Source organism: Streptomyces sp. YGL11-2, assembly GCF_050054615.1.
Lineage (GTDB): Bacteria > Actinomycetota > Actinomycetes > Streptomycetales > Streptomycetaceae > Streptomyces.
This window is the reverse complement of the sequence record NZ_JBNHIN010000051.1, coordinates 19,456-45,236: the sequence shown is the minus strand read 5'-3', so window position 1 is coordinate 45,236 and position 25,781 is coordinate 19,456. Positions and strand designations below refer to the sequence as shown.

The 25,781-nt window shown below is 69.3% G+C and carries 22 protein-coding genes; 12 read left to right on the top strand and 10 right to left on the bottom strand.

Annotation, left to right across the window (positions count from 1 at the left end):
• Window positions 1–283: 283 nt before the first annotated feature.
• From ACO1BR_RS35790 to ACO1BR_RS35755, 8 genes are all read left to right on the top strand, one after another.
• Window positions 284–1,189, top strand: coding sequence for a MinD/ParA family ATP-binding protein (locus ACO1BR_RS35790; RefSeq protein ID WP_426799283.1), 906 nt, complete (start codon window positions 284–286; stop codon window positions 1,187–1,189).
• A 38-nt stretch (window positions 1,190–1,227) separates the two neighbouring features.
• Window positions 1,228–5,205, top strand: coding sequence for a type VII secretion protein EccCa (eccCa, locus tag ACO1BR_RS35785; protein ID WP_426799282.1), 3,978 nt, complete (start codon window positions 1,228–1,230; stop codon window positions 5,203–5,205).
• Window positions 5,206–5,255: 50 nt separating this feature from the next.
• A complete protein-coding gene (locus tag ACO1BR_RS35780) occupies window positions 5,256–6,674 on the top strand; it encodes a DUF6177 family protein (protein ID WP_426799281.1) in 1,419 nt (472 codons plus the stop codon).
• Window positions 6,675–6,818: 144 nt separating this feature from the next.
• Window positions 6,819–7,151, top strand: a complete 333-nt coding sequence (locus ACO1BR_RS35775; RefSeq protein WP_426799280.1) for a hypothetical protein — start codon at window positions 6,819–6,821, stop codon at window positions 7,149–7,151.
• Between the two features lie 48 nt (window positions 7,152–7,199).
• Window positions 7,200–7,511 carry a pore-forming ESAT-6 family protein gene (locus tag ACO1BR_RS35770; RefSeq protein ID WP_131123143.1) on the top strand — a complete coding sequence of 104 codons (312 nt, stop codon included), beginning with the start codon at window positions 7,200–7,202 and terminating at the stop codon, window positions 7,509–7,511.
• Window positions 7,512–7,640: 129 nt separating this feature from the next.
• The gene (locus tag ACO1BR_RS35765; RefSeq protein ID WP_426799279.1) at window positions 7,641–8,093 is read left to right on the top strand and encodes a DUF6507 family protein; all 453 of its coding nucleotides are present in this window, start codon (window positions 7,641–7,643) and stop codon (window positions 8,091–8,093) included.
• Entirely contained in the window at window positions 8,090–10,627 is a 2,538-nt protein-coding gene (locus ACO1BR_RS35760; protein ID WP_426799278.1) for a hypothetical protein, read from the top strand. Before ACO1BR_RS35765 ends, ACO1BR_RS35760 begins: the two co-directional genes overlap by 4 nt.
• Window positions 10,624–11,379, top strand: coding sequence for a hypothetical protein (locus ACO1BR_RS35755; RefSeq protein WP_426799277.1), 756 nt, complete (start codon window positions 10,624–10,626; stop codon window positions 11,377–11,379). The genes ACO1BR_RS35760 and ACO1BR_RS35755 overlap by 4 nt, the downstream gene beginning before the upstream one ends.
• A 207-nt stretch (window positions 11,380–11,586) precedes the next feature.
• On the opposite strand, the gene ACO1BR_RS35750 is transcribed toward ACO1BR_RS35755, so the two are convergent.
• The 6 genes from ACO1BR_RS35750 to ACO1BR_RS35725 form a co-directional block, all read right to left on the bottom strand.
• Window positions 11,587–12,480 carry an IS3 family transposase gene (locus ACO1BR_RS35750; RefSeq protein ID WP_426799276.1) on the bottom strand — a complete coding sequence of 298 codons (894 nt, stop codon included), beginning with the start codon at window positions 12,478–12,480 and terminating at the stop codon, window positions 11,587–11,589.
• Window positions 12,477–12,761, bottom strand: a complete 285-nt coding sequence (locus tag ACO1BR_RS35745) for a transposase (RefSeq protein WP_426799275.1) — start codon at window positions 12,759–12,761, stop codon at window positions 12,477–12,479. The genes ACO1BR_RS35750 and ACO1BR_RS35745 overlap by 4 nt, the downstream gene beginning before the upstream one ends.
• A gap of 103 nt (window positions 12,762–12,864) precedes the next feature.
• Window positions 12,865–14,220 carry a carboxylesterase/lipase family protein gene (locus tag ACO1BR_RS35740; RefSeq protein ID WP_426799274.1) on the bottom strand — a complete coding sequence of 452 codons (1,356 nt, stop codon included), beginning with the start codon at window positions 14,218–14,220 and terminating at the stop codon, window positions 12,865–12,867.
• A gap of 123 nt (window positions 14,221–14,343) precedes the next feature.
• A complete protein-coding gene (locus ACO1BR_RS35735) occupies window positions 14,344–14,874 on the bottom strand; it encodes a recombinase family protein (RefSeq protein ID WP_426799296.1) in 531 nt (176 codons plus the stop codon).
• A 189-nt stretch (window positions 14,875–15,063) separates the two neighbouring features.
• Complete coding sequence (locus ACO1BR_RS35730; protein WP_426799273.1) at window positions 15,064–16,395, bottom strand: tetratricopeptide repeat protein; 1,332 nt, start codon at window positions 16,393–16,395, stop codon at window positions 15,064–15,066.
• Between the two features lie 317 nt (window positions 16,396–16,712).
• A complete protein-coding gene (locus tag ACO1BR_RS35725; RefSeq protein WP_426799272.1) occupies window positions 16,713–17,198 on the bottom strand; it encodes a hypothetical protein in 486 nt (161 codons plus the stop codon).
• Window positions 17,199–17,733: 535 nt separating this feature from the next.
• Between ACO1BR_RS35725 and ACO1BR_RS35720 the strand changes: the two genes are divergently transcribed.
• From ACO1BR_RS35720 to ACO1BR_RS35710, 3 genes are all read left to right on the top strand, one after another.
• Complete coding sequence (locus ACO1BR_RS35720) at window positions 17,734–18,051, top strand: winged helix-turn-helix domain-containing protein (RefSeq protein ID WP_426799271.1); 318 nt, start codon at window positions 17,734–17,736, stop codon at window positions 18,049–18,051.
• A 457-nt stretch (window positions 18,052–18,508) separates the two neighbouring features.
• The gene (locus ACO1BR_RS35715; protein ID WP_426799270.1) at window positions 18,509–18,706 is read left to right on the top strand and encodes a helix-turn-helix transcriptional regulator; all 198 of its coding nucleotides are present in this window, start codon (window positions 18,509–18,511) and stop codon (window positions 18,704–18,706) included.
• Complete coding sequence (locus ACO1BR_RS35710; protein WP_426799269.1) at window positions 18,703–20,151, top strand: tyrosine-type recombinase/integrase; 1,449 nt, start codon at window positions 18,703–18,705, stop codon at window positions 20,149–20,151. The genes ACO1BR_RS35715 and ACO1BR_RS35710 overlap by 4 nt, the downstream gene beginning before the upstream one ends.
• 109 nt (window positions 20,152–20,260) lie before the next feature.
• Here the strand turns inward: ACO1BR_RS35710 and exaC are convergent, their stop codons facing one another.
• The 4 genes from exaC to ACO1BR_RS35690 form a co-directional block, all read right to left on the bottom strand.
• The gene (gene exaC, locus ACO1BR_RS35705; RefSeq protein WP_426799268.1) at window positions 20,261–21,784 is read right to left on the bottom strand and encodes an acetaldehyde dehydrogenase ExaC; all 1,524 of its coding nucleotides are present in this window, start codon (window positions 21,782–21,784) and stop codon (window positions 20,261–20,263) included.
• A 150-nt stretch (window positions 21,785–21,934) separates the two neighbouring features.
• Window positions 21,935–23,194: a GAF domain-containing protein gene (locus tag ACO1BR_RS35700; protein WP_426799267.1), complete on the bottom strand. Its 1,260-nt coding sequence runs from the start codon at window positions 23,192–23,194 to the stop codon at window positions 21,935–21,937.
• An 86-nt stretch (window positions 23,195–23,280) separates the two neighbouring features.
• Window positions 23,281–24,315, bottom strand: a complete 1,035-nt coding sequence (locus ACO1BR_RS35695; protein WP_426799266.1) for a DUF6114 domain-containing protein — start codon at window positions 24,313–24,315, stop codon at window positions 23,281–23,283.
• The gene (locus ACO1BR_RS35690; RefSeq protein ID WP_426799265.1) at window positions 24,306–24,920 is read right to left on the bottom strand and encodes a DUF6230 family protein; all 615 of its coding nucleotides are present in this window, start codon (window positions 24,918–24,920) and stop codon (window positions 24,306–24,308) included. Before ACO1BR_RS35690 ends, ACO1BR_RS35695 begins: the two co-directional genes overlap by 10 nt.
• 144 nt (window positions 24,921–25,064) lie before the next feature.
• On the opposite strand from ACO1BR_RS35690, the gene ACO1BR_RS35685 reads away from it, so the two are divergent.
• Window positions 25,065–25,721: a TetR/AcrR family transcriptional regulator gene (locus ACO1BR_RS35685; protein WP_426799264.1), complete on the top strand. Its 657-nt coding sequence runs from the start codon at window positions 25,065–25,067 to the stop codon at window positions 25,719–25,721.
• Window positions 25,722–25,781 lie beyond the last annotated feature (60 nt).

Here is a 25,781-nt window from a genome sequence, read left to right as displayed (position 1 = left end):
CGGCAAGGTGGGGTGAAGGGCAGGCATGCCAAGCGGAGACGGCTGGCAGGGGGAAGTGCTGCGCGACCTGAGGGGCGGTGCCCAGGAAGGTGCGGGCCCCGGCACGCAGGCGTACCGCGCTTCCGCGCCGAACCCGGGCTTGCCTCCGCAGAACGCCCAGATGCCGAATGACGCTGCCCATGGAAGTGGTGCGCCCCAGCAGGTCGGCTACCCGTACCCAGGGCAAGAGCAGCAGGCCCCGGGAGCCCCACCACAACCTCAAAGCGCCCCTGCCTCCCGCCCCGTGGTGGAGGAGGGCCTGGCCGGCGCGGTACGCCTCAAGCCGCAGCACGGCGAGTCCTTCGCCGCGCGGGCCGGACGTGCCCTGCGACGCACCCTCTCCTCGTCAGCCGCACACGAGGTCGCCGAGCTCACCAGGACCGCCGCGGTGCTTCAGCGGCCTGTGACGACCGGTCGGCAGATTTGCGTGACGTCCATCCGGGGCGGTTCCGGCAAGTCGACCGTCGCCGCGCTGCTCGGTACGACGTTCGCGCATTACCGCCAGGACCCAGTCCTCTTCTTGGAGGCCGATCCGGCACTGGGCTCGCTGCCGCAACGTCTGGGTGCCCAGACGCTGCGCTGGACCACCAGCGAGGTCGCCGACATCGTCAAGCCCGACATGTCGCTGCTGGACGTGACCGGCTATCTCGTCCAACTGCCCAACAACGCCTGGCTGCTGCCGGCGAGCCAGGGGCAGATCGGCGCGATGCTGGACAGCCAGGCGTACGAGCGGGCCGTGGTGGCGCTGCGACGCTACTTCGGTGTGATGGTCATCGACTGCGAGACGCTGCCCGCCGAAGTCGCCCGGGTCGCCCTCGCCGCCGCCCACGGCCGCATTCTGACCACACCGGCCACGCCGGAGGGCATCGCCAGCACGTACGCGGTCCTCCAGTGGATGCAGAAGCTGCCCCGCCACGTCATCGCCGGCACGGTCGTCGTGCTCACCGCATTGATGCCACGCCCCGGACTCGACCTCGACGAGGCCGCGCAACAGCTCAGGTCCACCGGAGTCAGCGTTCAGGTTCTGCCGTTCGACCGGCACTTGGCGGCCGGCGGGCCGGTACATACCGAATTGCTCGCTCCGCCGACCAGACAAGCCGCCACGCGCATCGCCGCGGACGTCTTCAACCTCTCCCAACAGCGTCACTGACCGATGCCGTGCCCCACCGTGAATGACGGACGACGACGATGAGTACCCGACTGATCCACCGCCCGGCCAGGACCACCCGGCCCCCGGCCGCCTCCCAGGCGCGCATCATCGAGGCCCCGCCCAACCTTCCCGAGGGCAAGGCGGGCAACATCGCGATGTCGCTGCTGCCCATCGCCGGTGTCATGTCGTCGGTGGTCATGATGACGGTGGTGCGCAACAGCCAATTCGCGGGGCTCGGCGCGATCATCCTCGTTGTCACCGTCATCGGGTCCGTCGCTCTGGTGTTCTCGCAGCGCGGCAAGGCACAGCGCACCCGGCGCACCCAGCGCGAGGCGTACCTCGCCTACCTGGAGGACCTGCGCGAGGAGCTCTCCACCGACGAGCGCGGGCGCCGCGAGCGCGCCGAGGTCCTCAACCCGCCACCGCCCGCCCTCTACGACATCGTGCGTGACCCGGCGCGGCTGTGGGAGCGCCGCCGCACCGACGGCGACTTCCTGCGCGTACGGGTGGGCACCGGCGAGATGCCGGTGCGCGATATGCAGGTCGCCCAGCAGGGCTCGTCGGTCCTCACCCCGCCCGACCGGTTCATGCTCAACGAGGCATCGGCGCTGATGGGCCGCTTCCGCACCGGCACCGATCTGCCGCTGACCGTTCCGCTCGACCGCGTCGGCAACGTCAGCGTCATCGGACCCCGCGAAGACTGCCTGCGCGTCGCACGCGCCCTGCTCGTCCAAGCCGCCGCGATGCACGCCCCTGATGATGTGGCCATGGCGCTTGCGGTGCCCGGCGAACGGCTCGCCGACTGGGAGTGGGTCAAGTGGCTGCCGCATCTGCTGGACACCGAGCAGCTCGACGGCCCGGTCGCCGCCCGCCGAATAGCACCCTCCGCGGTCCAGCTGGCCCGGCAGCTCGGCCCGGAACTGCGCCGTCGTGCCTCCTATGCCGCCGAGGTGCGCCGTGGCCTGTCAGGCAACGACGCCCTGTCGATGACGTCCCGGCTGCTGGTCGTCGCCGACGGACATGGCCAGGACGCCGTCGACCTGCCGCGTCCCGACGAGGCGGTCGGCCTGCGCGAGATGGGCGTCACCGTCCTGCACCTGCTGGAGCAACGGGTGCAGGAGCCGGGGCATGCCGAGGTCCGAATTACCGTCGACGGCGACCAGGTGGTCATCGAGGACCTGCGCGGGTCCGAGCCGATCGGCGCCCACGGCACCGCGGACGACGTCACCATCCCCTTCGCCGAGGGCCTGGCCCGGATGCTGGCGCCGCTGCGCCTGTCCGCTGAATCGCTCGCCGACGCCCCTCTGACCGGCCCCATCGACTTCGCCGACCTCCTCGGCATCGACGACATGGCACGTCTCGACCTCACGCACCTGTGGGCGCCGAGAGGCGAGCGTGCCTTCCTGCGCGTGCCGATCGGCCTCAACGACGCGCACGAACCGGTGTTGTTGGACCTGAAGGAGTCCTCCGAGCTCGGCATGGGCCCGCACGGCCTGTGCGTCGGCGCCACCGGCTCCGGCAAGTCCGAACTCCTGCGCACCATCGTCCTCGCCCTGGCGGCCACGCACCCGCCCGAAGACCTCTCCCTCGTCCTCGTCGACTACAAGGGCGGTGCGACCTTCGCGCCGTTCGCGGACCTGCCACACGTCGCCGGCGTGATCACCAACCTGGAGAACCAGGCGGGCCTGGTCGAGCGGGTCCACGCCTCCCTCGCCGGCGAGGTCAAGCGCCGCCAGCAGGTCCTCAAGGATGCGGGCAACGTCGCCGACATCGGCGACTACGCAGCCCTGCGCGCCCACGGGCGGCCCGACCTGGAGGCGCTGCCGCATCTCTTCGTCGTCATCGACGAGTTCGGTGAACTGCTCACCGCCAAGCCGGACTTCATCGACCTTTTCCTGTCTATCGGCCGCATCGGCCGCTCCATCGGTGTCCACCTGCTGCTGTCCAGCCAACGCATCGAGGGCGGCCACCTCAAGGGCCTGGACACCTACCTCTCCTACCGGCTCGGCCTGCGCACCTTCTCCGCCGACGAATCCCGCACCGTCCTGGACACCACCGACGCCTTCCACCTGCCGCCGATTCCCGGCTTCGGCTACCTCAAGGTCGACACCAGCCACTACGACCGCTTCAAGGCAAGCTACGTCTCAGGCCCCTACCGCGGCCCCGTACAACGCGACGAGGACACAGACACCGGCCCTCTCGCCCTCCCCTACGACACCTTCAACACCACCACAGCCGACCCCCAGGGTGCGGACGCGGCCGAGCCGGCTATGCGGCGCCGCGAGAGCGGCCCGACCGAACTGGCCGTCATGGTCGAGCAACTGGCCAACGCCTCCGGCGCGGTGCGTCGCATCTGGCTACCCCCGCTGCCCGACGCGCTCACCCTGGACAAGGTCGCCGGCCCCCTGGACGTCGGCTTCCGCGGCACGCAGCTCACCCGGCGCCGCGGCCCGCTCGAAGTCCCGCTCGGCCTGCTGGACGACCCCACCCGACAGTGGCAGGGCTCGTGGTACCTGGACCTCACGGTGGCCGGCGGCCACGCCGCCGTCATCGGCGGCCCCCAGTCCGGCAAGACCACCCTCCTGCGTACCGTCGTCTTCTCCCTCGCCCTCACCCACACTCCACGCGAGGTCGGCGTCTACGGCCTCGATCTGGTCGGCGGCGGCCTGGCAGCATTGTCGGGCCTGCCGCACGTCGGCGGCATCGCCGGCCGCGCCGACCGCGAACGCGCCGCCCGCACCGTCGAAGAAGTACGCACCATGCTCGCGGCCCGCGAGGATCTCTTCCGCGAACACGGCATCGACTCGCTCGCCCAGCTGCGCGACCTGCATGCCTCGGGCCGGCTGCCGCAGCTGGCCTCCGCCGAGATCGTGCTCGTCATCGACGGCTTCGGCGCGCTGCGCGACGACTTCGAGGAGCTCGATGACGACGTCACCGACATCCTCAAGCGTGGCGGGGGCTACGGCATCCACGTGGTGGCGGGCATGCTCCGCTGGAACGACGCGCGCATCGCCGTCCAGTCGAACTTCGGCACCCGCGTCGAACTACGTCTGAACGACCCCAGCGAATCCAGCATCGATCACAAACTGGCCGCCACCCTCTCGCCCGACGAGCCCGGACGCGTCCTGACCAGCGGCAAGCTCTTCGCCCAGGTCGCACTGCCCCGCACCGACGGACTTGCCGACACCATGGACCTGGGCGCGGTCTTGGAGCGGATGGCCCGGACGATCCGGGCCACCTGGAGTGGCGAGGTCGCCCAGCCGGTGCGCGTGCTGCCGCACATCCTTGAGGCCCACCTCCTGCCGGGGCCGGTCGCCGAACCCCAACGGGTTCCGATCGGCCTGGACCAAACGGCGCTTCAGCCTGTTCTGCTCGACCTGTTCCAGCATGACCAGCATCTGCTGATCATGGGCGACAGCGAGTGCGGTAAGACGAATCTGCTGAAGACCATCGCGAGCGGTCTTATCGAGCGGTACAGGGAGGACGAACTGGTCTTCGCCATCATGGACCCCCGCCGAAGTCTGCGAGGCGCGATTCCCGAGGAGTTCAACGGCGGCTACGCGTACAACGCCAAGATGTGCGCGGGACTGGCCAACGGCGTCGCCGGCGTACTGGAGAAGCGCCTGCCCGACGACAAAGCGCCCCTTCAAGACCTGGAGCCTGGCAGCTGGGGCGGCGGCCCGCGCATCGTGGTCCTCATCGACGACTACGACGTCCTGACCACCGCCGGCCAGGAACCACTCGCCCCGTTCCTGCCCCACATCCCCTCCGCAGTGGACATCGGCCTCCACTTCATCCTCACCCGCCGCGTCGCAGGCGCCTCCCGCGGCCTCTACGAACCCCTCGTACAGGGCCTACGCGAATCCGGATCCTCCGCCCTCGTCCTGTCAGGCGACCGCAGCGAAGGCCAACTGTTCCCCGGCGTCTACGCCTCCCCACAGCCACCCGGCCGCGGTGTCCTCATCCGAAGAAGCCACTCCAACCGCCTGATCCAAACCGTGTACGCCCCCTCGTAACAACGAGACACCGGCAGCCCTGCCACCAACGATGAAGGACCAGACGACCCATGACCAAGGACGTCATCGCCCTCACCCCGCGCATGCCCGACCCGGGAGCCATGCTCGCCAGCCTCTTCGCCGGGGGCCCGGACAAACTGGTGGACACAATGGGGGAGGGCGCCGTCGTGCGACTGTGCGATAGCGAGGGCCGGCCTTTGGTATCCGTCGAGGCACCGCTGCTCGTGCAGGTCCCGGGTGAGGCGGAGAGACTGCTGGGGGCTACCCCGCCGCCGATTCCGTACTGGTGGACCGAAGCCCGCTCCACCACCGGCGTCGAAGAGGCCGAGCAGCTCGCGGGCACCTTCGCAGCCCGGCTGGCCGCCTTGGCCGACGGCTCCGCCTGGCCCCCCGAGGCCGCCCGTTCCCTGGCCGTGGTCAAGACCGACGGCGTGAGTGTCGCGCCCGAGCCGGCCGCAGCGCAGCCAGCCGTCGACGTTCTCACCGACAAGGTCGCCGTCGTCATCCAGGACCGCCCGGTGGTCGCCATGACCGCCTGGCTCTCCGACGCCCTCCGGACCGCCGCCACCACCGACCTCGGCCTCCAAGTCGTCACCCCACCGGGAACCACGCTCTCCCCGGCCGCCCGTCACAGCCTCAGCAACTGGCCCTCCCGCTGGGTCGTACGCGACGAACGCGATGGCTACTACGACGGGCTGACCGGAGCCGTACTGCGCTGGCAGGACGGCATGTTCGCCCCCGTACCGTCGGCCGAGGCGACCGCTGACGACCCGCGCACCCCGGTGGCGGCCTCCTACAAGGAGGTCACGGTTACCGGCGAGCGTCAGCTGGCCATCACGTTCCGCACTGTCCACCCCGCCAACGAGGGCTTGGTGCTCGGCGGCGCGCTGGAGTCGGTATGGCGCGAACTGGCCGGCGCGCCCCCGGCCGGGTGGGGAACTGCGGAACCGGCCAATCTTCCGTGGTCGCCGCGCCAGATCACCGATCTCGCCCGCGAGCGAGCGCCGGAGCCGACCTGGGCCGTGGTGGTCGGCAGCCCGGACCGGCCGGGCCTTGCCACGGTCCGTGTCAGCCGCGCGAAGGCGGGTGTGGAGGAAGACGTCACGCTGATGTTCGGCTACGGCTCCAACGAGGAGCCGCCGGTGGGCGCTCTGCCCAAGGTGGCGGAGCTGCTGGCCACCCGGCACCGCCTGCAGTCGATGCTCGTCCAGCTCCGCAAAGCCCGCCGCGACCTGGCGGTGCCGCCCCGTTTCGAGGGCCCGGGCGTCCCGGTTGCTTTCGTGCTCGGCGCGGAGGAAGTCCGCCAGATGCCCGACGACCGCGCCCGGCGCACTCCGCTGTCCCAGCAGCCCGTCTCCCTCGGTCCGAAGTCTCGCCCTGCGATGTACTACCCGTTGCCAGGCGACCCGTCGGACCTGTCGGGCTGGCAGGACTTCGAGCGCCTGATGCGGCATCTCAAGGGCGAGTGAGGCCCCTGGAGCGGTGCGATCGTCTATCGGGCTGAGCTGTTGTCACACCTTCGCCATAGCATGGTCTTTACGGATTGCAGCAATGACAGCCCTGTTGATAGGCATGTCCGCACATACGATCGTCAAGCCCTTGGGGGGAGTCCGATGAAGTTCGACATGGGAGCGCAGACGCTCTCGACCTTGAGGTCGCAGTCGCAGGGATCGAGCACGGAACTGGGGACGTTGATCCACCAGCTCGTTCAGGCGGCCCAGCCGTTGGAGGGCAAGTTCAACGGCGCGGGCAAGGTGGCCTTCGACTCGTTCAAGTCGCACGCGGACGAGATCACCGCGGAGCTGAACAGTGCGCTGGCCGCGATCGTGGGCGGTCAGTCGGGCATGGAGTCGGCCTTCAGCACCGGTGTCCAGGAGCAGGCCGACAACGCCCGGTCGCAGATGTCGGCGGCGAACTTCGACGCCGCCCGCTTCTCGGGCCGCTGACAGCCCGGTTACGCAAGAAGTACTTCAGACCCCAGGGGGAGGATTGTGATGGCTGCTGGCATGGATCGTCGCTCGTATGACTCGGGCGCGTCGGCGGAAGCACAGGGCAACGTCCAGGCGGTGATCGCGCGCCTGGAGCAGGTGATCGCAGCGCGTGACGCGCAGGTGAAGCAGGCGATGGCGGACTTCACGGCCGACGGTGTCGCCGAGGAGTACCACGGCAAGGAAATGCGCTGGAACCGCGCCTCGCAGGAGGTCAAGAACATCATCCACCTGCTGAAGACCACGCTGGAGAAGAACGACGCCACCGCGCACCAGACGCTCGCTCGTGCGAAGAGCGCGGTCGACAACATCGGCTGAACCACCCCGGCGCAGCGGCCGGAGGAGTGATCCTCCGCAGTGCGCCCACGCGTTGCTGGCCGCAGGAGGCGGCGGCGCAGCGCGGGGCGTGGTGGCGGTGATGGTGTAGAGAGAGGAATGCGGGCGTTCATGGCGTCGTGGAACATTCAGCCGCAGGGAGTGCAGGGCCAGTTGAAGGTCGTCGGCACGCATGCCGAGGATCTGGGTGACGCCTTGAGCACGCTGCTCGCGGACCTGAAAGAGGCGGCTGGGGCGGCGGGTACGGCTGTGCTGGGCTCGCAGGCAGCCAGGCTGCCGCAGGGGCCCGTGATGCCGGGACCCACGCTGAAGGGGCCGACGGGCGCGTCGGTGTTGTCGCAGACGTCGTCGGGGCCGGTCGCCGCGGCACTGGTCGCGTACGCAGCGGGCCGCAGCAAGGATTTCGAGGCGATGGCCGATCGTTGCCAGGCCGCCGTCCTGGGCGCGGCCAAAGCCACCAATGAGTACGTCCAGGGCGATCTGGAGGCGGCGAAGAACGCCCAGAGCGCCGCTCGGAACGTGCAGCTGGATGTGCTCAAGGACGTCGGGGGGAAGCAGAGATGAACGACGCGCCTGTCGATCCGTTTGAGGTGCCGGTCTACACCGGCGATCTGGACCTTCTCGAAGCCAAGGTGAAGGCGCTGTCCCACGGCGGCCCCAAGATCGAGACTGCCGGCTCGGATGTCCACAAGTCCTTCGGTGGTCTGTCCGCCTTCTACAAGGCGCCCGAGGCGGAGCAGCTGTTCGGCGTCACCAAACCTGTGGCGGACAAGGCCCGCGAGGTCGGCCACGATGCGCGCGTCATCGCTGGTGCCCTGGGCACCTACACCCGTGAGATCCGGCCGCTGGTCAAGCAGCTCCAGCAACTCAAACAGGACGCCGCCGACTTCCGCCACAAAGTCGACTCCAGCGACGACGACTGGTGTGAAGATGGCGACCTGACCGACGAGAACCTCGCCCGGCGCAACAAGATCGCCGAGGTCTGGGCTGCATTCCAAGCAGCTGAACGCGACTGCCACGCCAAGATCGTCGGCCTGGTCGGCGGCCCGGCACTCCACGCCATCGACGCCTCCCACAAGAACGGCTACGGATACGACGCCGAAACCCTCAAACAGTCCAAGAGCCTGCCCTGGGGCGACGCGGTCGAGGAATCCGCTCCGTGGTGGAAGGTCTGGGTCCACGCTTACGACTTCGGCAAGGGCATCATCATCGACGGCGGGGGTAGTGGCATCAAGGCCCTGCTCACCCTGGTCGGCGTCGAAGGTGGTGACGCCGCCAAACAGGCATGGCTCGGCCTGGCCAAGCTCACCACCACAACTTCGCTCATCATGGCCTTCCCCGGTCTGGCCCCCGCGTACGCGATGACGCCGCGGCGCATGCTCCCCTCCTGGTTCCGGGACTCGCGTACCGCAATGCTGGAGACCGGCAAGGCGTTCGTGGCCTGGGACCAGTGGGAATCCAACGGCTCCCGGGCAGCCGGCGCGGTCACCTTCAACGTCGTCACCGCGATCATCACCCGTGGCGGCGGCGCCGTCGTGGAGGGCGCGAGCAAGGCCGGCGTGGCGGTCAGAGCCCTGTCGGTGGCCGGGAAGGTGGGCGAGGTCATCGACCCGATGACCTACGTCTTCAAGGGCGCAGGCGCCGGCATCTCCAAGATCGGCGACATGATGGCCCACTTCAAGAACGCCGGCCACCTCCAAGTTCCGAAGATCTCCGAAGGCGCCTACAGCCTGCCCGAAGGCGCCGCCAAGCTGCCCGACGGCACGATCCAGCTGCCCAAGGACGCCGCCATCCCGGAAGGGGCAAACAAACTCCCGGACGGCAGAATCAAGCTGCCCGAAGGGACGGTTGAACTCCCGCCGAACACGGTGAAGGACCCGGCCACCGGGAAGTACATGAGCGGTAGAGGCGACCTCTACAACCAGGACGGCAGCCTCTTCCAGAAGGCCGTAGACGCCCCCAAGGAACAGACCACCACACCTACCACGGGCGCGGACAACCCGCGGACCGAGACCCCGGTTCGCCAAGAGCAGCCAGTCGTGGCCGGCGTCGGCGGACGCGGCGACGACATCACACGCATCGGCTCGGACCTCTCCGACCCGGTGCGCACTGGCGACAACCCAGGCCACGCCAGCACGGGCCCAGGAGACAACGCCACCATGGGCCGCGCCGGCGACCATGGTGCCCCGGGCGGGAACGTGGGCAACCACATGCCAACCAACAGCCACACCCCGGGCACCAGCGGGCTGGGCGACTCCACGAGCAGCGCTAGCCACACCACTGAATCGGGCGCCACGGGCAGCGGCGGACACGGATCCGGCGATGGACCTTCCATCCCGCACCAGGGTGAAGGCCCCATCGACACCGGCGGCGGACACGACCTGCCCGGCAATGGTGGCGGGGAAGACCTGGGGCACTTCGGCGACGAGCCGGTTCTGCACGAGCCTGAGAGCCCGACCCTCCCTGGTGGGTCCGAGCCCAGGCCGGATGGTGCCCGGTACATCGAAGAACCGGACGAGTCAGCCGCCCCGGCAGCGCGGTTCTACGACGAGATCCGCGCCAATCCGGATTCCCTGGACCTCCGGGCGATCTCCGACAACACAGGCATCAACCCGGACGTGCTGGCGCGCGTCAGGGATCATTTCTTCCTCACCGAGCACGCGGTGGCTGAGGGGCCGGGTGTTGTACGCCAGGGGTACTTCACTCCGCGAAAGGACATCGCCGACATCGTGCAGGCAGCCTCCGATCACACACTGGTCGGCAACGAAGCAATCAAGTTCGAGCGCTTCATCGCGCATGAATACGTCGAGAGCCACCTGATAGAGGCGGGCGTTCCCTACGTCCGGGACCACCCGGAACTCTGGGAGCCCTACGCCAATGAGAACGAGTCCGGGTACTATCATGTCTGGCCCGAAAGGGCGGCGGATGCCGGTGCACATGATTTGGCTGCGAGTGAGCGCCGCGGCGGGTTCAATCACTGGGCCGGATTCGGCCTCGATGTTCCCTTGGTGCAGCTTTCACCTAATCTCGCCAATATCGATGAAGTGATGGCAGCTCTCTTCAAGGAGCTGCGTTCGAAGGGAATTGACCTGAAGTGACTGACTCGCCGGCGTCCGTCATGTTGAACCGGCTCCGCGGCGTGGAGTGGATCAGCGACTGGGACTACGCCATGAGGCATGTGATGTCGCGGCGTCTTCTGATGCGGGAGTATCTGAGGCGGGCAGCACTGTGGGCCCAGGCGTACTCCGCTGAGAATGAGTGGCCCTTCTTCGACGTCACGGAGCACATCAACCCTGAATTTCGGCTTTCCCCGGAAATCGCTGCGGAACTCGACGAATTCCTGGGAACTGTCCCGGAGTGGTTCCTGAGGAACACGTGCGCGGGCGCTGTGCGCATGGCGGAACTTCGCGTTCAGGATCAGGCAGGGCTTCCCGACCTCCCCGACCTCTACGAGCCGCTCGTACTCTTCTATGAGCGGGGTGGCGAGTTTGTGTACGACAACGGCGGCGGCCTCGATCTGACCGGTGTGTCGTTCCGGCCCAAGGGCCTGCAACACAATCTCGGCAGCACTGCCCTCGTGGCGCTCCGCAGTGACGTACTTGATGCCCTGGACGCCAAGGGGCGCATCTCTTTCTACGCTACGGCCGATGGCGGGGGCCCCGTGCTCAGGCGCCGCCTGCTGCCGGGTGGCGAGCGGCACGACGAGGCGTTCGGCCAGGACATGCGCTGGGAACCGACGGACCGTCTCCCCGCCTCCGAGGAGGAAGCAAAGGAGGCTGGCTGGATGCAGATCGGCGACAGCGAGGCGGCCCAGCTGATCGAGGCGGCTGTGATCGGCATTCCCCGTTGACCGGATCACCGGGGGCCAGTGGGCCGCCCGTGGCCGGTTCCTTGGGAACGGCTGCAGCCGTTCTTGTCGGCCAGCAACGAGAGTTGCGGCCGGGGCGGGGCCACCGGCACCGAATCGGCGCCGACATCCCTCGGCGCCGGGACGACGTTCGTTATGAGGCTTGACGACGGCTCGTTTGTCTATCCCCTATGTGTGTGGAGGGTTTTGTTAAGCAGCTTGGGGCTGCTGTTCTCTGATGTGGTGTCGGTTCTCGTAGTCGATGGGTGACAGCCAGTCGCATGCCGAGTGCCTGCGGCGTGGGTTGTACCAGTTGGTGATCCAGGTCGCGATTTTGATGCGGGCCTCGGCCCGGGTGTGGAAGCGGTGGCGGTGGATGTACTCGACCTTCAGCGTCGAGTTCGTCGCCTCGGCGACCGCGTTGTCCAGAGCCGACCCGACGCGGCCCATGGACTGCACCACGCCCAGCCGGTCGCAGGCGTCGCCGAAGATCTTGGACGTATATTCGCTGCCGCGGTCGGTGTTAAATACGACGCCGGCCACGTCACCGCCGCGGGTCACGGCGGCCATGTTCAAGGCGCCGACGACGAGTTCGGTGTCGTGGTGGGCGTCCATCGCGTAGCCGAGCAGACGGCGCGAGTGCAGGTCGATGACGGTGGCGAGGTAGAACTTGCCCTCATCGGTGGTGATCTCGGTCATGTCCCCGCACCAAGCGACATCCGGTGCCGGAGCGGTGAACTTCCGCTGGACCAGGTCCGGGGCGACGGGCCGTTTGCCCTGCCGGGTCAGCGACCGCCTCCGCGTCTTGACGCGGCCGGCCAGGCCGAGCTCGGCCATGATCTTGGCGATCGTGTTCTTCGAGACTCGCCAACCATGTTCGCGCAGCTCGATGTGGACCCGCGGGGAGCCGTAAGTGCGGCCCGAGGCGTCGAAGACCTCTTTCACCGCCAGGGCGAGATCGGCACGACGCTCATCACGCCGGGTCGGCGGGCGCCCCAGCCACTTGTAGAACCAGGACTGCGAGACCTCAAGAGCCCGGCAGGAGACGGCGTGCGGTACTCGGTGGCTGGTCCTCTGGTCGGCGATGAAGTCCGCAACTGTCACTTCGTCGCCTCCTTGACCCACAGGACCACTGATCGCTTGAGGACATCACGTTCCATCCGAAGCTCGTGAATCTCCTTGCGCAGCCGCGCGAGTTCGGCCCTCTCGTCCGGGTCCAGGCCGGCCCTGGTGGCCTCCTTCTCCCGGGAGATCCAGGTAGCCAGCGTGCCCTCGTTGATCCCCAGGTCGCGCGCAACCTGCGCGACCGGCTTGCCTGTCTCACGGACGATCCGGACCGCCCCGGCCCGAAACTCCGCGTCGTACCTCTTGCGTATCTCTGCCACCAAACTTCCTCATAGCGGATCTCCACACTACGAGGGGAGGGACACCGAAGCCCTCAGGATTTGGTGAAGTGACGGACCTTCCGGGCTGTAATGCCCGGAATACTCAGGTTCCTTGATGATCTGAGTAATGGTCGGAGACTACATGAGGCGTGGGTCCCCATCGCATCATGGGGCGGTTGTCGAGGGTGAAGCGGGGCCAGTCGGGGCCCGGGTCGAGGTCGTGGACGAAGCGCACCCAGGCGCTGTGGATCGCATCCGCGAGCGACTGCGGGGGGTTGGGGCCGGTGACCTCGATGACGCCTTCAGCGTCCAGCAGGTCGAAGGCGAACGGCAGGTCCAGCCAGTGGAAGGCCAGCCCAGGGGCGGGGGATTCCTCGGACGACCAGTCGAACTGGTAGAGCCAGGTGGGCAGTCCGTGCCGGGCGCGGGCCTCGGCGATGGCCAGACCGGGACGGCGGAAGAGCAGGTCGGTCAGGGACGGGGTGTCCGGCGGCCGGGGAACAGGGAGGAAGTCGAACTCGTCGCGGGTGAAGCCGAGGAGGAGTGGGTGCGCTGGCCACGCGTCGGTGAGCGCGTCCAGGACCGGCACCGGGACCAGCTGCCCGTCGGCGAAGGGGGCGAGGCGGAGCGCGTGGGTTCCCGGGCCGTCCAGGTCCGGTTCGGGGGCACAGAGGGCATCCTGGTGATCCAGCAGTTGCTGGTCGCTCAGGTCGCGGAGGGCGGCAGCGGTGGCCGGGACACCGGTACGCCGAGTGAAGAGCTCGGCCACGGCCCGTCCCTCGGAGCTGTCCTGATGGAGCATCACCGCGCCGGAGGCCGAGATCGCCGCCCGGAAGAGTCCCCCGGCGGACGGGGTGGCGAGGAGGGTCTGCACTGCGCTGCCGCCTACCGACTGCCCGCCGACGGTGACCTTGGCTGGGTCACCGCCGAAGGCCGCGATGTTCTCCTGCACCCAGCGCAGGGCGGCGATCCAGTCCCGCACCCCCCGGTTGTCCGGGGCGTCCTCGAGGCGCAGGAACCCTTCGATGCCGAGGCGGTACCCGATGGATACGAGGATCACGCCATCCCGGTTGAAGGTGCGGCCGTCGTACCAGGGGCTCGCGGCCGACCCTGCGACGTAGCCGCCGCCGTGTATCCAGACCAGGACCGGGAGCCCGGCATCCGGGGAGGGGTCCGGGGTGAAGACGTTGAGGTTGAGCGTCCCCTTACCGGAGATGGTCGGCTCCGGTATCAGGGTGGCCTCGGAAGCGCGGCGCTGGGCGGTGGGTCCGTAGACCGTTGCGTCCCGCGGCTCCCGCCAGGGGTCGGGCGGTTCGGGTGCGGCGAAGCGGAGCCGGCCAACCGGCGGCTTGGCGTACGGGATTCCGAGGAAGCGCACGCTGTGCGTGCGACGCTCGCCCCGGACCGGTCCTCGGGTGGTGTCGACGTCGATGTTCCGGGGGGCGGCGGATGTGCTCATGGCCCGTTGCTCCTACTCCAGTGCGGTTGTTCTACAAGCTGTGTGAAGCTGTGTCGCGTTCGGCGGGCTACTTGACGCTCTCGATGGGCTTGATGGCGACGGCACTGGGCATGACCACAATCATCACGCACCCCAACAGCACGCGGTAGCCCAGAACCTTGTTCGTGCAGTGTGCGAAGGAGTCGGTGCTCGCTGCGCCGATGATCGGGCCCAGCGCCTGCGGGATGTTGGTGGCGATGTTGAGGATGCCGAGGTCCTTTTGGCGTCCGCGCTGGCCGACAGCACCAGGCCGGACCTGTTAGAGGCCGCACTTGCTTTGTTTATCGCCGGTGTGGCCCCGGGCGTGGGCGGCTTCCAGGCCGTCCATGGTGCGCTCGGACATCGAGGCTCAAACTCGGCGACGGCGCCCAGGATCCGGAAGAGCATCCGGCTGATGGTGGTGGAGGCGTCGACGCCCTGGTCGAGCACGACCAGGCCGACGCCCTCGGACTTCACGCGCGTGGACAGTTCGATCAGGTTCTCCAGTGAACTGCTGAGATGGTCGAACTTGGTGACCACGAGCTGGTCGCTGCGCCGGCGGCCATGAGGGCCTTGCCGAGCTCGGGCCCGCGGGCGAGGTTGCCGGACGCCTTGTGGATGAAGACCTTCTCGCAGCCCATCACGCGGAGCGCGTCCTGCTTGGCTCTGGGGTGCTGGCCCGGGCGACGCCGATTCTCATCCCTCTGGCTGTATCGCCAACGGGGTAAGGCATGGCCAAGGCGCGTACTCGGGAAGCGTTGCATCCCCGCCCTGGTGGACCTTCAAGAACATCTACTTGTAACGCGAACGATCGTTTGTGATCGTCTACCAAGGACGAGCCGGCGAACCGTCAGCATCCAGTCCGAAACGTCGCAATCGTTCCCCACCCTCGGCGTCCCCAGCCCGCTCGCGCAGCTGCGCCAGATCGTGCAGGGCCCGAGAGATCCCGGCGTCGGCGGCCCGCCGGTACAGCCGCTCCGCACCCTCGGCGTCCCCGGCCCGTTCGCGCCGCCAAGCCAGCGCCCATAGGGCCGAGGGGTTCCCGGCGTCGGCGGCCCGCCGGGCGAGCCGCTCCGCGCCCTCGGCGTCCCCGGCCCACACTCGCAGCCGCGCCAGCTCGCCCAGGGGCGAGGGGTTCCCGGCGTCGGCGGCCTGCCGGGCGAGTCGCTCCGCGCCCTCGGCGTCTCCGGCGTCGGCGGTCCGCCGGAACAGGTCTGCCGCGATGCGGTACCGGCCCCGGGAATGGGCCTGCTCTGCCAGTTCGGTCAGATCTGCTGTGGTTGCCGCGTGGTCGCGGGCCGCGGTCCAGAAGGATTCCGGCGGGGCCGTGCAGCGGCGGGTGGTGCGGGCGTGGTGGTCGAGGTAGTCGCTGAGACGATAAACGCCCGGAAGGGCGCCCATGCCGTCCGGGTTGGAAACGGGTTCCAGGGCCGCGGCCACGCCCTTGATCGTCTCCCGGGCATAGTCGAGGGCGTGGGTGAACCAGGTGTCGGGGTCGGCGGCTGCGCGCTGTTGCTCGGTCAGGTAGCCGGGGGCGGCGGCCTTGAGGAGTGCGGCTGATAGGGGTGAGGTGTGGCCGAGGCGGCTGGCGTCCATGGCGGCGGTGATGACGGCGCTCCCGTATGGGCCGTGGGGTGCGGTGGCCTGCTCGTAGTGGTCGACCAGTTGCGGGCCTGCCGCGAGGGTTTGGGTGACCCTCCCGCCGGTGCTGGTGCGCACGGCCGCGGCCAGTGACCGGTCACGGTCAACTCGCCGGTCCTTCAGCGTAGTGGCAGCGAAGAACGCCGGGACGTCGACCGGTTGGGCCTGGTCGAGCAGGGCGCGGGCGCTGGGGTGGGCGTCCTGGCCGGGCTGCGGGGTGGCGGTCAGAGCGCGGTTGTACTCGGGCCACAGCGTCCCCAGAACCACGAGGGGCCCGGGCTCTTCCAACCGGCTGTGCAGGGCGGCAGCGGCCGTCTCTCCATCGGTCCCGGTAAGGAAGTTCTGGGCTTCGTTGAGCCACAGCACGGTGCGCGGGGCGAGGGCACCGACGTCGAGCAGAGCCAAGAGGCGCTTGGCGTTCTTCGGGAAGACGAGCTGCCAGTCTGCCAGGCAGGCGCGGACAGCCTCGAAGGCGGTGCGGGTCTTGCCTGTGCACGACTCCCCGCGCACCATCATCAGCGTCGCCTGCTCACCACAAGCCGCCGCAGCCAGGCGGTCGCGCAGCTGCCGGTCGTGGTCGCGTTCGAGGTAGTCCGGGAGGACGAAGGCATCATCGGCATCCGGCGTGGTGAGGCCGTGGATGGCGGGGTGGACGCCGAGCTGTTGCGCGGTCCAGTCTTCGACCGGCCGGGCCCGGTCGAGCCGGACGGTATCCCGCTTCTCGGGAAAGTACTGGTGGACCTGGTCGATGCGGTAGGCGGCGACCCCGCCGGCTACGGCCTGGGCCGAGACGGCGGGGGCGGGGCTCGGGGCTGGAGTGGGGCCGGGTCCGCTCAGCCCTGGGGCGCCCCCGGCTTCGGAGGGTTTTCGGCAGTCCCGTACCCCATGGTGACGTTCTCGATATTCCCGCCGGCGGCCACAGATCCGTGGTCGGCCCGGACATCCACGTTCCCGCCAACGGCCAGTCCGCCGTCCCCCGCCGACACCCCGCCGGTCGTGTGGGACAGGGCCCGCAACTGCTTCACCGCGCGGTCCAGCTCCTCAGCGAAGCCGGGATCCTGCTGCGCGGCGTCCTCCAGCGCGAGCTGCACCCGCTGCCTCGTGAGCTCACTCGGCTTCTCCAGGCCCGCCTCGGCCTCCGCGGTCAGTTTGTGCAGCGCGGTGTCCTTGTCCAGCTTGCGGCGGACCAGGTCGTCGAGCCGGTCCATCGCCTCGTCCAGCGCGCGGTCAACCTCCTCATCCGCCCGCCGACCCACCCGCTTCGCCTTGCCGAGCGCCCACGCGAACACGTACCCGACCGCGATCTCCACACCCGTCATCGCACCTCCCCCGAAGCTCTTCATGACAACCAATCAGAACGTACCCCACACCGCCCCACGGACACACCGATCGCCCGGAACACCCAGACCCGCGGTCAGTGAGGGGGTGAGCAGTCCGGTCGATGGCGTCCTCCGGGGTGCGCGGCCGGGGCAGGGCGATGGTCCCGAAGTCCAGGTGCTTGTCCATCTCCAACCGGAATCTGCCATACGGATCGTTATTCGAATGGAAGTCCGAGCGGCTGGGTTCGTTGTCAAACGCCCGATTGGATGACAGCGGACAGCATTCGCCCACGGCAGACGTGAATGAGGCCCCAAGGACTGGAACCTCCTTCGGGACCATGTCAACGTACAACGTCCCAGAAAACATCAGGTCAGCAAGGGATACAGACTCCTGGGGTGGACGGCGCTTCGGCTAGCCCCACGACAGTCCGCACCCCGCCCTACTCGGTCTCGCGGTCGAGCCCTCGGCCCCAAGGAGGTCCACCTGTCGAACCCTGCTATCCGATCCGCCCGCTTCACTGCCCCCGTCCTCTTGGTGCTCGGCGCCCTGAACGCTTGGACCGCACAGCAGCGTGACGACTACGGCGCCCTCTCCACTGCACTGTGCCTCTGCGTCTGTGCGGCTGGGCTGTTCAGGGAGGACTTTGTGCAACGCGGCTACCGCCGTGATCGAGCGGTCCTCGCACATATTGCGGCGCACCCGGGCGCCGCAACTCGCCACGTCGCCCATGCCATTGGCGTTTCCGAGCGTGGCGCGGCCCGCAGCCTCGACCGCCTCACCGACGACGGGCTGCTGGTGCTTGTTTCCGACGGTGCGCCCCCCGCACTCCGGTCCTACCGGCTGGCCTCCTGACCGAGGCCGAAACGGGGCGAGGGGCAGGCTCTCGTCGTGCAGGGCGGTATATAGCAGACGATCCCCGGTTACCGAAACCGGGGATCGTGCGGAGTATTGACGGTGTTCGCACTTCGGCTGTGCTTGGCGGTGGAGCCGTGGCGGACGCAGCGGGCAGCGCCGCAGTTCGTAAGGAGGCAATGGAGCGGCTGCTGTCGCCCGCTGGCACGTCAATGGCAGCGCATTCATCTCTGCGGCTGTGCCGCAGAGATTCCCACTTGCTATCGCCAGACCGCTTCAGGTCTGCTCAGTGCGCTTTGCAAGTAATCCCCCCGTGCAGCGATCCGCAATGTCCAGCTGTGTTTCGTCGCCGCTTCGGCGATGACTACGTACGTGGCGGCGATGGTTTGCGTGTTGTGCGGTGGAGCGTGCCTGCCTTTCCCATCTGAAATGCTCCCCAATTCGAAGGTGATATTGCATGGCACGTCCTCCCTCCCTGAAGCTCGCCGAGGTTCTGGCAGAGATCCGCATGAGTCCGTCGGCGTTCTACCGCATGCGTGCTCGGGGGGAGGCCCCCCGAATGATCAAGTTGCCCAACGGTGAACTCCGGTGCCGCCGTACTGACCTGGACGCCTGGTGGGAAGCGTGTGAGAGGGATTCCGACACTTGGCGATGAGTTACCGCGTCCGCTTCTGGGACATACGCGAGCGCCCTGGTCGGCGCAGCCGTTTCCAGGTGCGGTGGACAGTCAACGGGCGTGAAAGTTCGGAATCGTTCAGCACCGTCGGGCTTGCTGAGAGCAGGCGTGCGAAGCTGATGACGTTGGCGCGCGACGGTGAGCCGTTCGATGAGCACACGGGCCTGCCGGCGTCCGAGCTGCGAGCCATCAAGCAGCGGACGACGTGGTACGACCTTGCCCACGAATACCTCGAGCAGCGGTGGGACCGCACGCCGGGGAACACCCGCCGTACCCTCGCCGATGCTTTCGCCACCATCACGCCTGCCCTGGTGTACCCCGGCGCAACGTATCCGGATCCGCGGGTGCTGCGGCGCGCTTTGTACTCGTGGGCGTTCAACAAGAACGCGTGGGACGACGAGCCGGCCGACGAGTGGCGGAAGGCGCTGGACTGGATAAAGCGGAACTCCCTGCCCGTCAGTGCTCTCGCGGAAGCCGATGTGCTGCGGCGGGCGCTGGACGCCCTGTGTCGCAAGCTGGACGGCAAGGCGGCTGCGGCCAAGACGGCGCGGCGCAAGAGGGCTGCGTTTAACGAAGTTCTCAATACTGCGGTCGAGAAAGGTTACTTCACTGAGAATCCTCTCAATGGGCTCAGGTGGAACGCTCCGGCGGTCAACGAAGAGGTGGACCCGGCTGCCGTTCCCAACCCGGCTCAGGTTGTCCGACTGCTCAAGGCGGTTGGCCAGCAGCCCGGGCGCGGTCCTCACCTTGAGGCGTTCTTCGGCTGCATGTACTACGCGGCCATGCGGCCGGCGGAGGTCATCCATCTCCGGCTCGAACAGTGCCATCTGCCCAAGACTGGGTGGGGGATGCTCAATCTGTCGGGCGGGGTCGTCACCGCAGGAAAGGAATGGACGGACGACGGTGCAGTGCACGAGGTGCACTCGCTCAAGCGCCGTGCGGCTACCGCGACCCGGCCTGTGCCCATCCCGCCGCAGTTCGTACGCATCCTCCGTGCACACATCGAACGGTTCGGCGTGGCGCCGGACGGCCGACTGTTCCGGAACCAGGCCGGTAACTACGTGGACGCAGCTGCGTATGGCACTACGTGGGCGCGGGCACGGAAGTACGTCCTGACCCGGACGGAGCTAGCCTCCGGCCTGGCCAAGCGACCCTATGACCTTCGCCACGCCGGGATCTCGTTCTGGCTGTACTCCGGTGTGGACCCGGCCGAATGCGCTCGCCGCGCGGGCCAGAGCATCGGGGTCCTCTTCCGGCACTACGCCAAGTTCCTGGACGGCATCCGGGAGCAGGCCAACCGCCTCATTGAGCAGTCCATGCAGGAGTGGGACCGCGTCAGCCAGGGCGCGGCGCCTGAGCTGAGGGGTGAGAGCCGGGGACTTGGACCGGAAATAGACCGGAAGAGCTGGCCGGGAGCGGGATAGCGGTGGGAGAAACTGGGAGTTACAACGTAAACGGGGCCTTGCTCTGAGCGGGTCGCGCGGAAGGCGCCTGACGGGCAAATGCCCAGGTCAGGCGCCTTCTTTCATGCCGCTAGAAGAAGCCGAGCTTCTTGGGGGAGTAGGACACCAGGAGGTTCTTGGTCTGCTGGTAGTGGTCCAGCATCATCTTGTGGGTCTCGCGGCCGATGCCGGACTGCTTGTAGCCGCCGAAGGCCGCGTGGGCCGGGTAGGCGTGGTAGCAGTTGGTCCACACGCGGCCGGCCTGGATGGCGCGGCCGGCGCGGTAGGCGGTCGAGCCGTCGCGGGTCCAGACACCCGCTCCCAGCCCGTAGAGCGTGTCGTTGGCGATGCCGATCGCGTCGTCGAAGTCGCTGAACGGTGCCACCGCCACCACCGGGCCGAAGATCTCCTCCTGGAAGATCCGCATGTCGTTGTTGCCCTCGAAGACGGTCGGGCGGACGTAGTAGCCGCCCTCCAGTTCGCCGCCCAACTCGGCGCGGGCGCCGCCGGTCAGGACCTTGGCGCCCTCCTTCTGGCCGATGTCGAAGTAGGAGAGGATCTTCTCCAGTTGGTCGTTGGACGCCTGCGCGCCGATCATGGTGTCGGTGTCGAGGGGGTGGCCCTGGACGATCTTCTCAGTGCGGGCCACGCCGGCCGCCAGGAAGTCCGCGTAGTGCCCGCGCTGGATCAGCGCGCGGGACGGGCAGGTGCACACCTCGCCCTGGTTGAGGGCGAACATGGTGAAGCCTTCGAGGGCCTTGTCGTGGAAGTCGTCCGCCGCGGCGGAGACGTCGTCGAAGAAGATGTTGGGGCTCTTGCCGCCCAACTCCAGTGTCACCGGGCGCAGATGCTCCGACGCGTACTGCATGATCAGCCGGCCGGTGGTGGTCTCGCCGGTGAAGGCGATCTTCGCCACCCGCGGGCTGGAGGCCAGCGGTTTGCCCGCCTCCACGCCGAAGCCGTTGACGATGTTGACGACGCCGGGCGGCAGCAGGTCGGCGATCAGGCTCATGAGGAAGTGCACCGAGGCGGGGGTCTGCTCGGCCGGCTTGAGGACCACCGTGTTGCCCGCCGCCAGTGCCGGGGCCAGCTTCCAGGTGGCCATCAGGATCGGGAAGTTCCAGGGGATGATCTGGCCGACGACGCCCAGTGGTTCGTGGAAGTGGTAGGCGACGGTGTCCGCGTCGATCTCCGAGAGGGTGCCTTCCTGGGCGCGCACCGCGCCCGCGAAGTAGCGGAAGTGGTCGACGGCGAGCGGGATGTCGGCCGCCAGCGCCTCCCGTACCGGCTTGCCGTTCTCCCAGCTCTCGGCGACCGCCAGCTCCTCCAGGTGCTGCTCCATCCGGTCGGCGATCTTGTTGAGGACGGCGGCGCGCTCGGCGGCCGGGGTGCGGGCCCACCCGGGCGCCGCCGCGTGGGCGGCGTCCAGGGCGCGCTCGACGTCCTCGGCGGTGCCGCGGGCGATCTCGGTGAACGGCTGCCCGTTGACCGGGGTCGGGTTCTCGAAGTACCGGCCCTGGGCGGGTGCCACGAACTCGCCGCCGATCCAGTGGTCGTAGCGGCTCCGGTAGCTCATGACGGCATCGGCGGAGCCCGGGCTGGCGTAGCGTGCCATGGGGTGGCCTCCCAAATCGTGCGCTCGGCGCGGTGCCCGCCGCTTCGGTGCGGCGGGCGCTGGGGGAGGAGGCTAGGGCGGGGGAGGTTGCGCGAAGGTTGCGCGGGGGAGCGGCCCCCGGGGGCGGACGGGCCCGGCGCCGGGTGCGTTCTACGATCCGCCGGCCAGGCCGTAGGCGGTGCGCAGCCGTCCCGCCGCGGCACGGGACGCGGTGCGCGCCGGGGAGTGCTCCGGCAGCGTGTCGACCAGGGCCTCCCAGATCTCCAGGTCGTGCTCGCCCCAAGGAGTCCGCGACCAGATGCGCAGCTGGTCGGGGTTGCGGGCGGACAGCAGCGCCCGCCGGAGCCGGTCCTCCAGCGCGGCGCGCAGCCGGCGGATACCGGGCGCCTCCGACGAGGGCAGCAGCGGGCCGCGGTACGCATCGAGCGCGGCGGCCGGATCACCGGCCGCCAACTCCCTTTCCACGGCGCACAGATCGGTCTCGACCGGCCGGTCGAGCCGGTACGGACGGGAGTGCAGCAGCGGGCCGACCAGCTGCCGCAGCCGGGACAGCTCGGCGCGCAGCGTCACCGGGCGCATATCGCGCTCGCCGTAGAGCAGTACGGAGAGTTGATCACCCGTCAGGCCGTCCGGGTGCCGGGCCAGCAGCAGCATGATCTCGCTGTGCCGGCGCCCGAGGCGCAGCCGTTCGCCGTCCCGGACCAGCAGTGCCTCGTCCCGGCCGAGCGCCGTGAGGCATACCCCCAACTCCCCTGTGCAGAGGGAGAGGTGGGCCTCGGCGGCACGGGCGGTGGCCTGGACCAGGGCCAGGCTGTGCGGGCTGGCGAGATGGTCGCCGCCGGAGATGTCCACCGCGCCCAGCAGCCGCCCGGTCCGCAGGTCGTGCAGCGGTGCGGCGGCGCACGTCCACGGCTGCACCCGCCGGTTGTAGTGCTCGGCGGCGAAGATCTGCACCGCGTGGTCGGCGGCCAGCGCGGTGCCCGGCGCGTTCGTCCCCGCGTGCCGCTCGTCCCAGCGCGCCCCCGCCGTGAAGTTCATCCGCTCGGCCCGCCGCACCACGCCGGGGTGCCCCTCGACCCACAGCAGCCGCCCCTGCGGATCGCACACCGCCAGCAGATGGGCCCCGTCGTGCGCGATGCCGCCCAGCAGTTCCCGGAAGACCGGCATCGCACGGGCCAGCGGATGGGCGTCGCGGTAGCTGCGGAGCGCGGGCTCGTCGAGTTCGATGGGGGCCGCGCCGTCCGAGATGGCGTGCGCGCGGGCGGAGCGGCGCCAGGAGTCGGCGACGACCTGCCGGACCGGCGGCGACACGGTCCCGTCGGCCAGGAACGCCTCGTGCGCCCGCCGTACGGTACGGATGCGTTCGGCCGGGTCGGCGCCCGCCTCCATCGCCAGCCACGGGTTGACCACGCGTCACCTCTTCGTCACAGCTCCTGCCCCGGTACGCCGATGGTGCTCGTACGGGGCGGAGCCGTAAACCCCGCCCGGCGCCCCGGTCAGCCGGTGGTGCCGTTTCGGCCGACCGCCTGGAGCCGCAGCCCGTTCGCGACGATCAGATCCGAGCCGACCAGCGCCTGTTCGGCGGTCACCCGCGTCATGAAGACGAACGGCGGGACGACCGGCGGGACCGGGAGCGTGTCGGGGGTGAAGGTGAGGCAGACCGTGCCCTCCAGACAGCCGCTGAACCTGGTGAGATAGAGGGTCACCCGGCCCTTCAGGTCCAACGCGTCCGAGCTCAGCCGGAGTTGCGGGCCCTGGCCGTCGCGGGTGGTGAGACGGTAGTCGGTCAGCGACGCCGCCGTCATCTTCAGCACCATCACCTTGAGCGGGCCGCCCGCCGTATCGACCGTGGTGATCCCGGCGAGGGTGAAGCCCCGCGGGGCGAACAGGGTGGTGGTCACGGTCGGCGGGACCGGCGGCGCCGGGGGCCCGGCCGCGCCGGCCTTCTGCGCCGGGCCGCCGACGGCGGTGAGCAGCGCGATCGGCAGGCCGGCGGCGAGCGCCTTGCTGCCGGTGCCGCGGCGGGTGGGTGTACGGCCCGGGGCCGGGGCACCGTCCGCCCCCGCGGCCCGGCCCGCGGGTCCGGTGTCCGCCGCCCGCCCGGGCCCCGCGTCGTCGCCGGCGTCCGGTACCGGCGTCCACCCGAACCCCATCGCGCCGCCCGCGATCCCCAGTCCCATGCCGACCAGGAACCCGCCGAGGTTGGTCGCGGCGAACGACAGCACCGACAGGATCAGCGCATTGATGCTCACGTAGTGATGCGCGGCCGGGGTGCACCACAGGAACAGCCCGGCCACCATCAGCATCAGTCCGATACCCAGCGCGGCCAGTCCGCCCAGCCCCAGGCTCACCAGCACGGTCAGCGGTGAGAGCGGGACCAGCAGCAGCTCCGCACCGCCGAGCAGAAGCAGCAGCCCGGCCCAGAACGGCCGGGTGCGCCGCCAGCGCCGCAGTACCGCCCGCCGCTCCGGCCAGGGCAGGGCGTCCTCCAGCCGGTCGCCCCACCGTGCGCGCCGCGCGCTCAGAAACACTTCTCGCCGTCCAGGCTGACGCTCACCCGCAGCCCCTTGAGGCGGAAGTTGCCGCCGGTGGCCGACCAGGCATGCGACCTGACGCCGGCCACCTGGATGTTCCCGGCCTGGAGGCCGAACTTGCCCTTCGGCCCCTTGACGCCCGGTACGGCGTCCAGCGAGCCCGCGTCCCGGCCGATCTGCGCGGTGCCGAACCGGGCGTCGCCGACCAGGTCCTCACCGTCGATGACCAGGCTGTCGGCGCTGACCGGACCGGCCTTGCCGCCGGCGGTCAGCTTGAACACCACGTTGCCCACGGGCGTCGGGACCTGCGCCGACTGGCAGATGTCGGCGAGGCGCGCCCGGCCGATGCCGAGCAGTGCGACCGGATGACCGTGGTCGTCGGCATCGCGGTCGGTGTGGACGTACGAGGAGAGGCCGCTGCTGGTCAACCTGCCCGACGCGACCTGGAAGTTGGTGCCGGACACCGCGAAGGACGCGGCCAGCGCGCCCTGTGCCATCACCGCCGCCAGCGCGCCCACGGCGAGCGCGGCGGGCAGTGCCGCCACGGCGGTCTTCTTCCAGGAGGTCCGCCCTTCGGGCGCCCTGCCGGTCGATGTGCTCACTGCGTCCTCCCCGGGGCAGCGGTCGAATGCGCGAGGGAAGTGTGCTTCATGGAGCCCTGCGGGCCAGGCCCGCAGGTCGGAAGGCCAGCATGACGTTCTGTCATACTGCGCAAAACTCTTGGCAGTTGGAGACTAGGGCGGGTTTTGAATAATAGTCAACAGGGTGTGCGAGCGGCCTCTCCGGGCGCCCGCCCCACCGAACGGTCCCAGGCACGCCGCGCCGAACTGATAGCCACCGGAAGGAAGTTGTTCGCCGACACGTCCTACGACGCGCTGTCCATGGACGACATCGCGCGCCAGGCGGGCGTCGCCAAGGGGCTCATCTACTACTACTTCACCAACAAGCGCGGCTACTACCTGGCGATCATCGAGGACGCGGTCGCCGAGCTGGTCGAACGCGCCGGGAGCACCCACGATCTGCCACCCGTCGAACGCGTCCAGCGCACCGTCGACGGCTATCTGCGCTACGCCCAGCACCATCAGGCCGCCTACCGCGCGATCGTCACCGGCGGGGTCGGCTCCGACGCCGAGGTGCTGGCCATCCGCGCCTCCGTACGCGCCAGACTGCTGAGCACCATCGCGCTCGGCGCCTGGGGCAGGGAGGACATCCCGCCGCTCGCGCGCACGGCGCTGACGGGCTGGCTCTCCAGCGTGGAGGGCGTCACCCTCGACTGGATCGAGGAGCAGGAACTGCCGCGGGAGACCGTGGTGTCGCTGCTGGTCCGCGGCCTGGGCGACACCCTCCGGCTGATCGAGGAGTACGAGCCGGCCTGCCCGGCGCCACCCCGGCAGCACTACTGACCCAGCGTCAAAAGTGGTCGTGCGCAACGGAAGCGGGCGGGAGGCCGTCGCCTCCCGCCC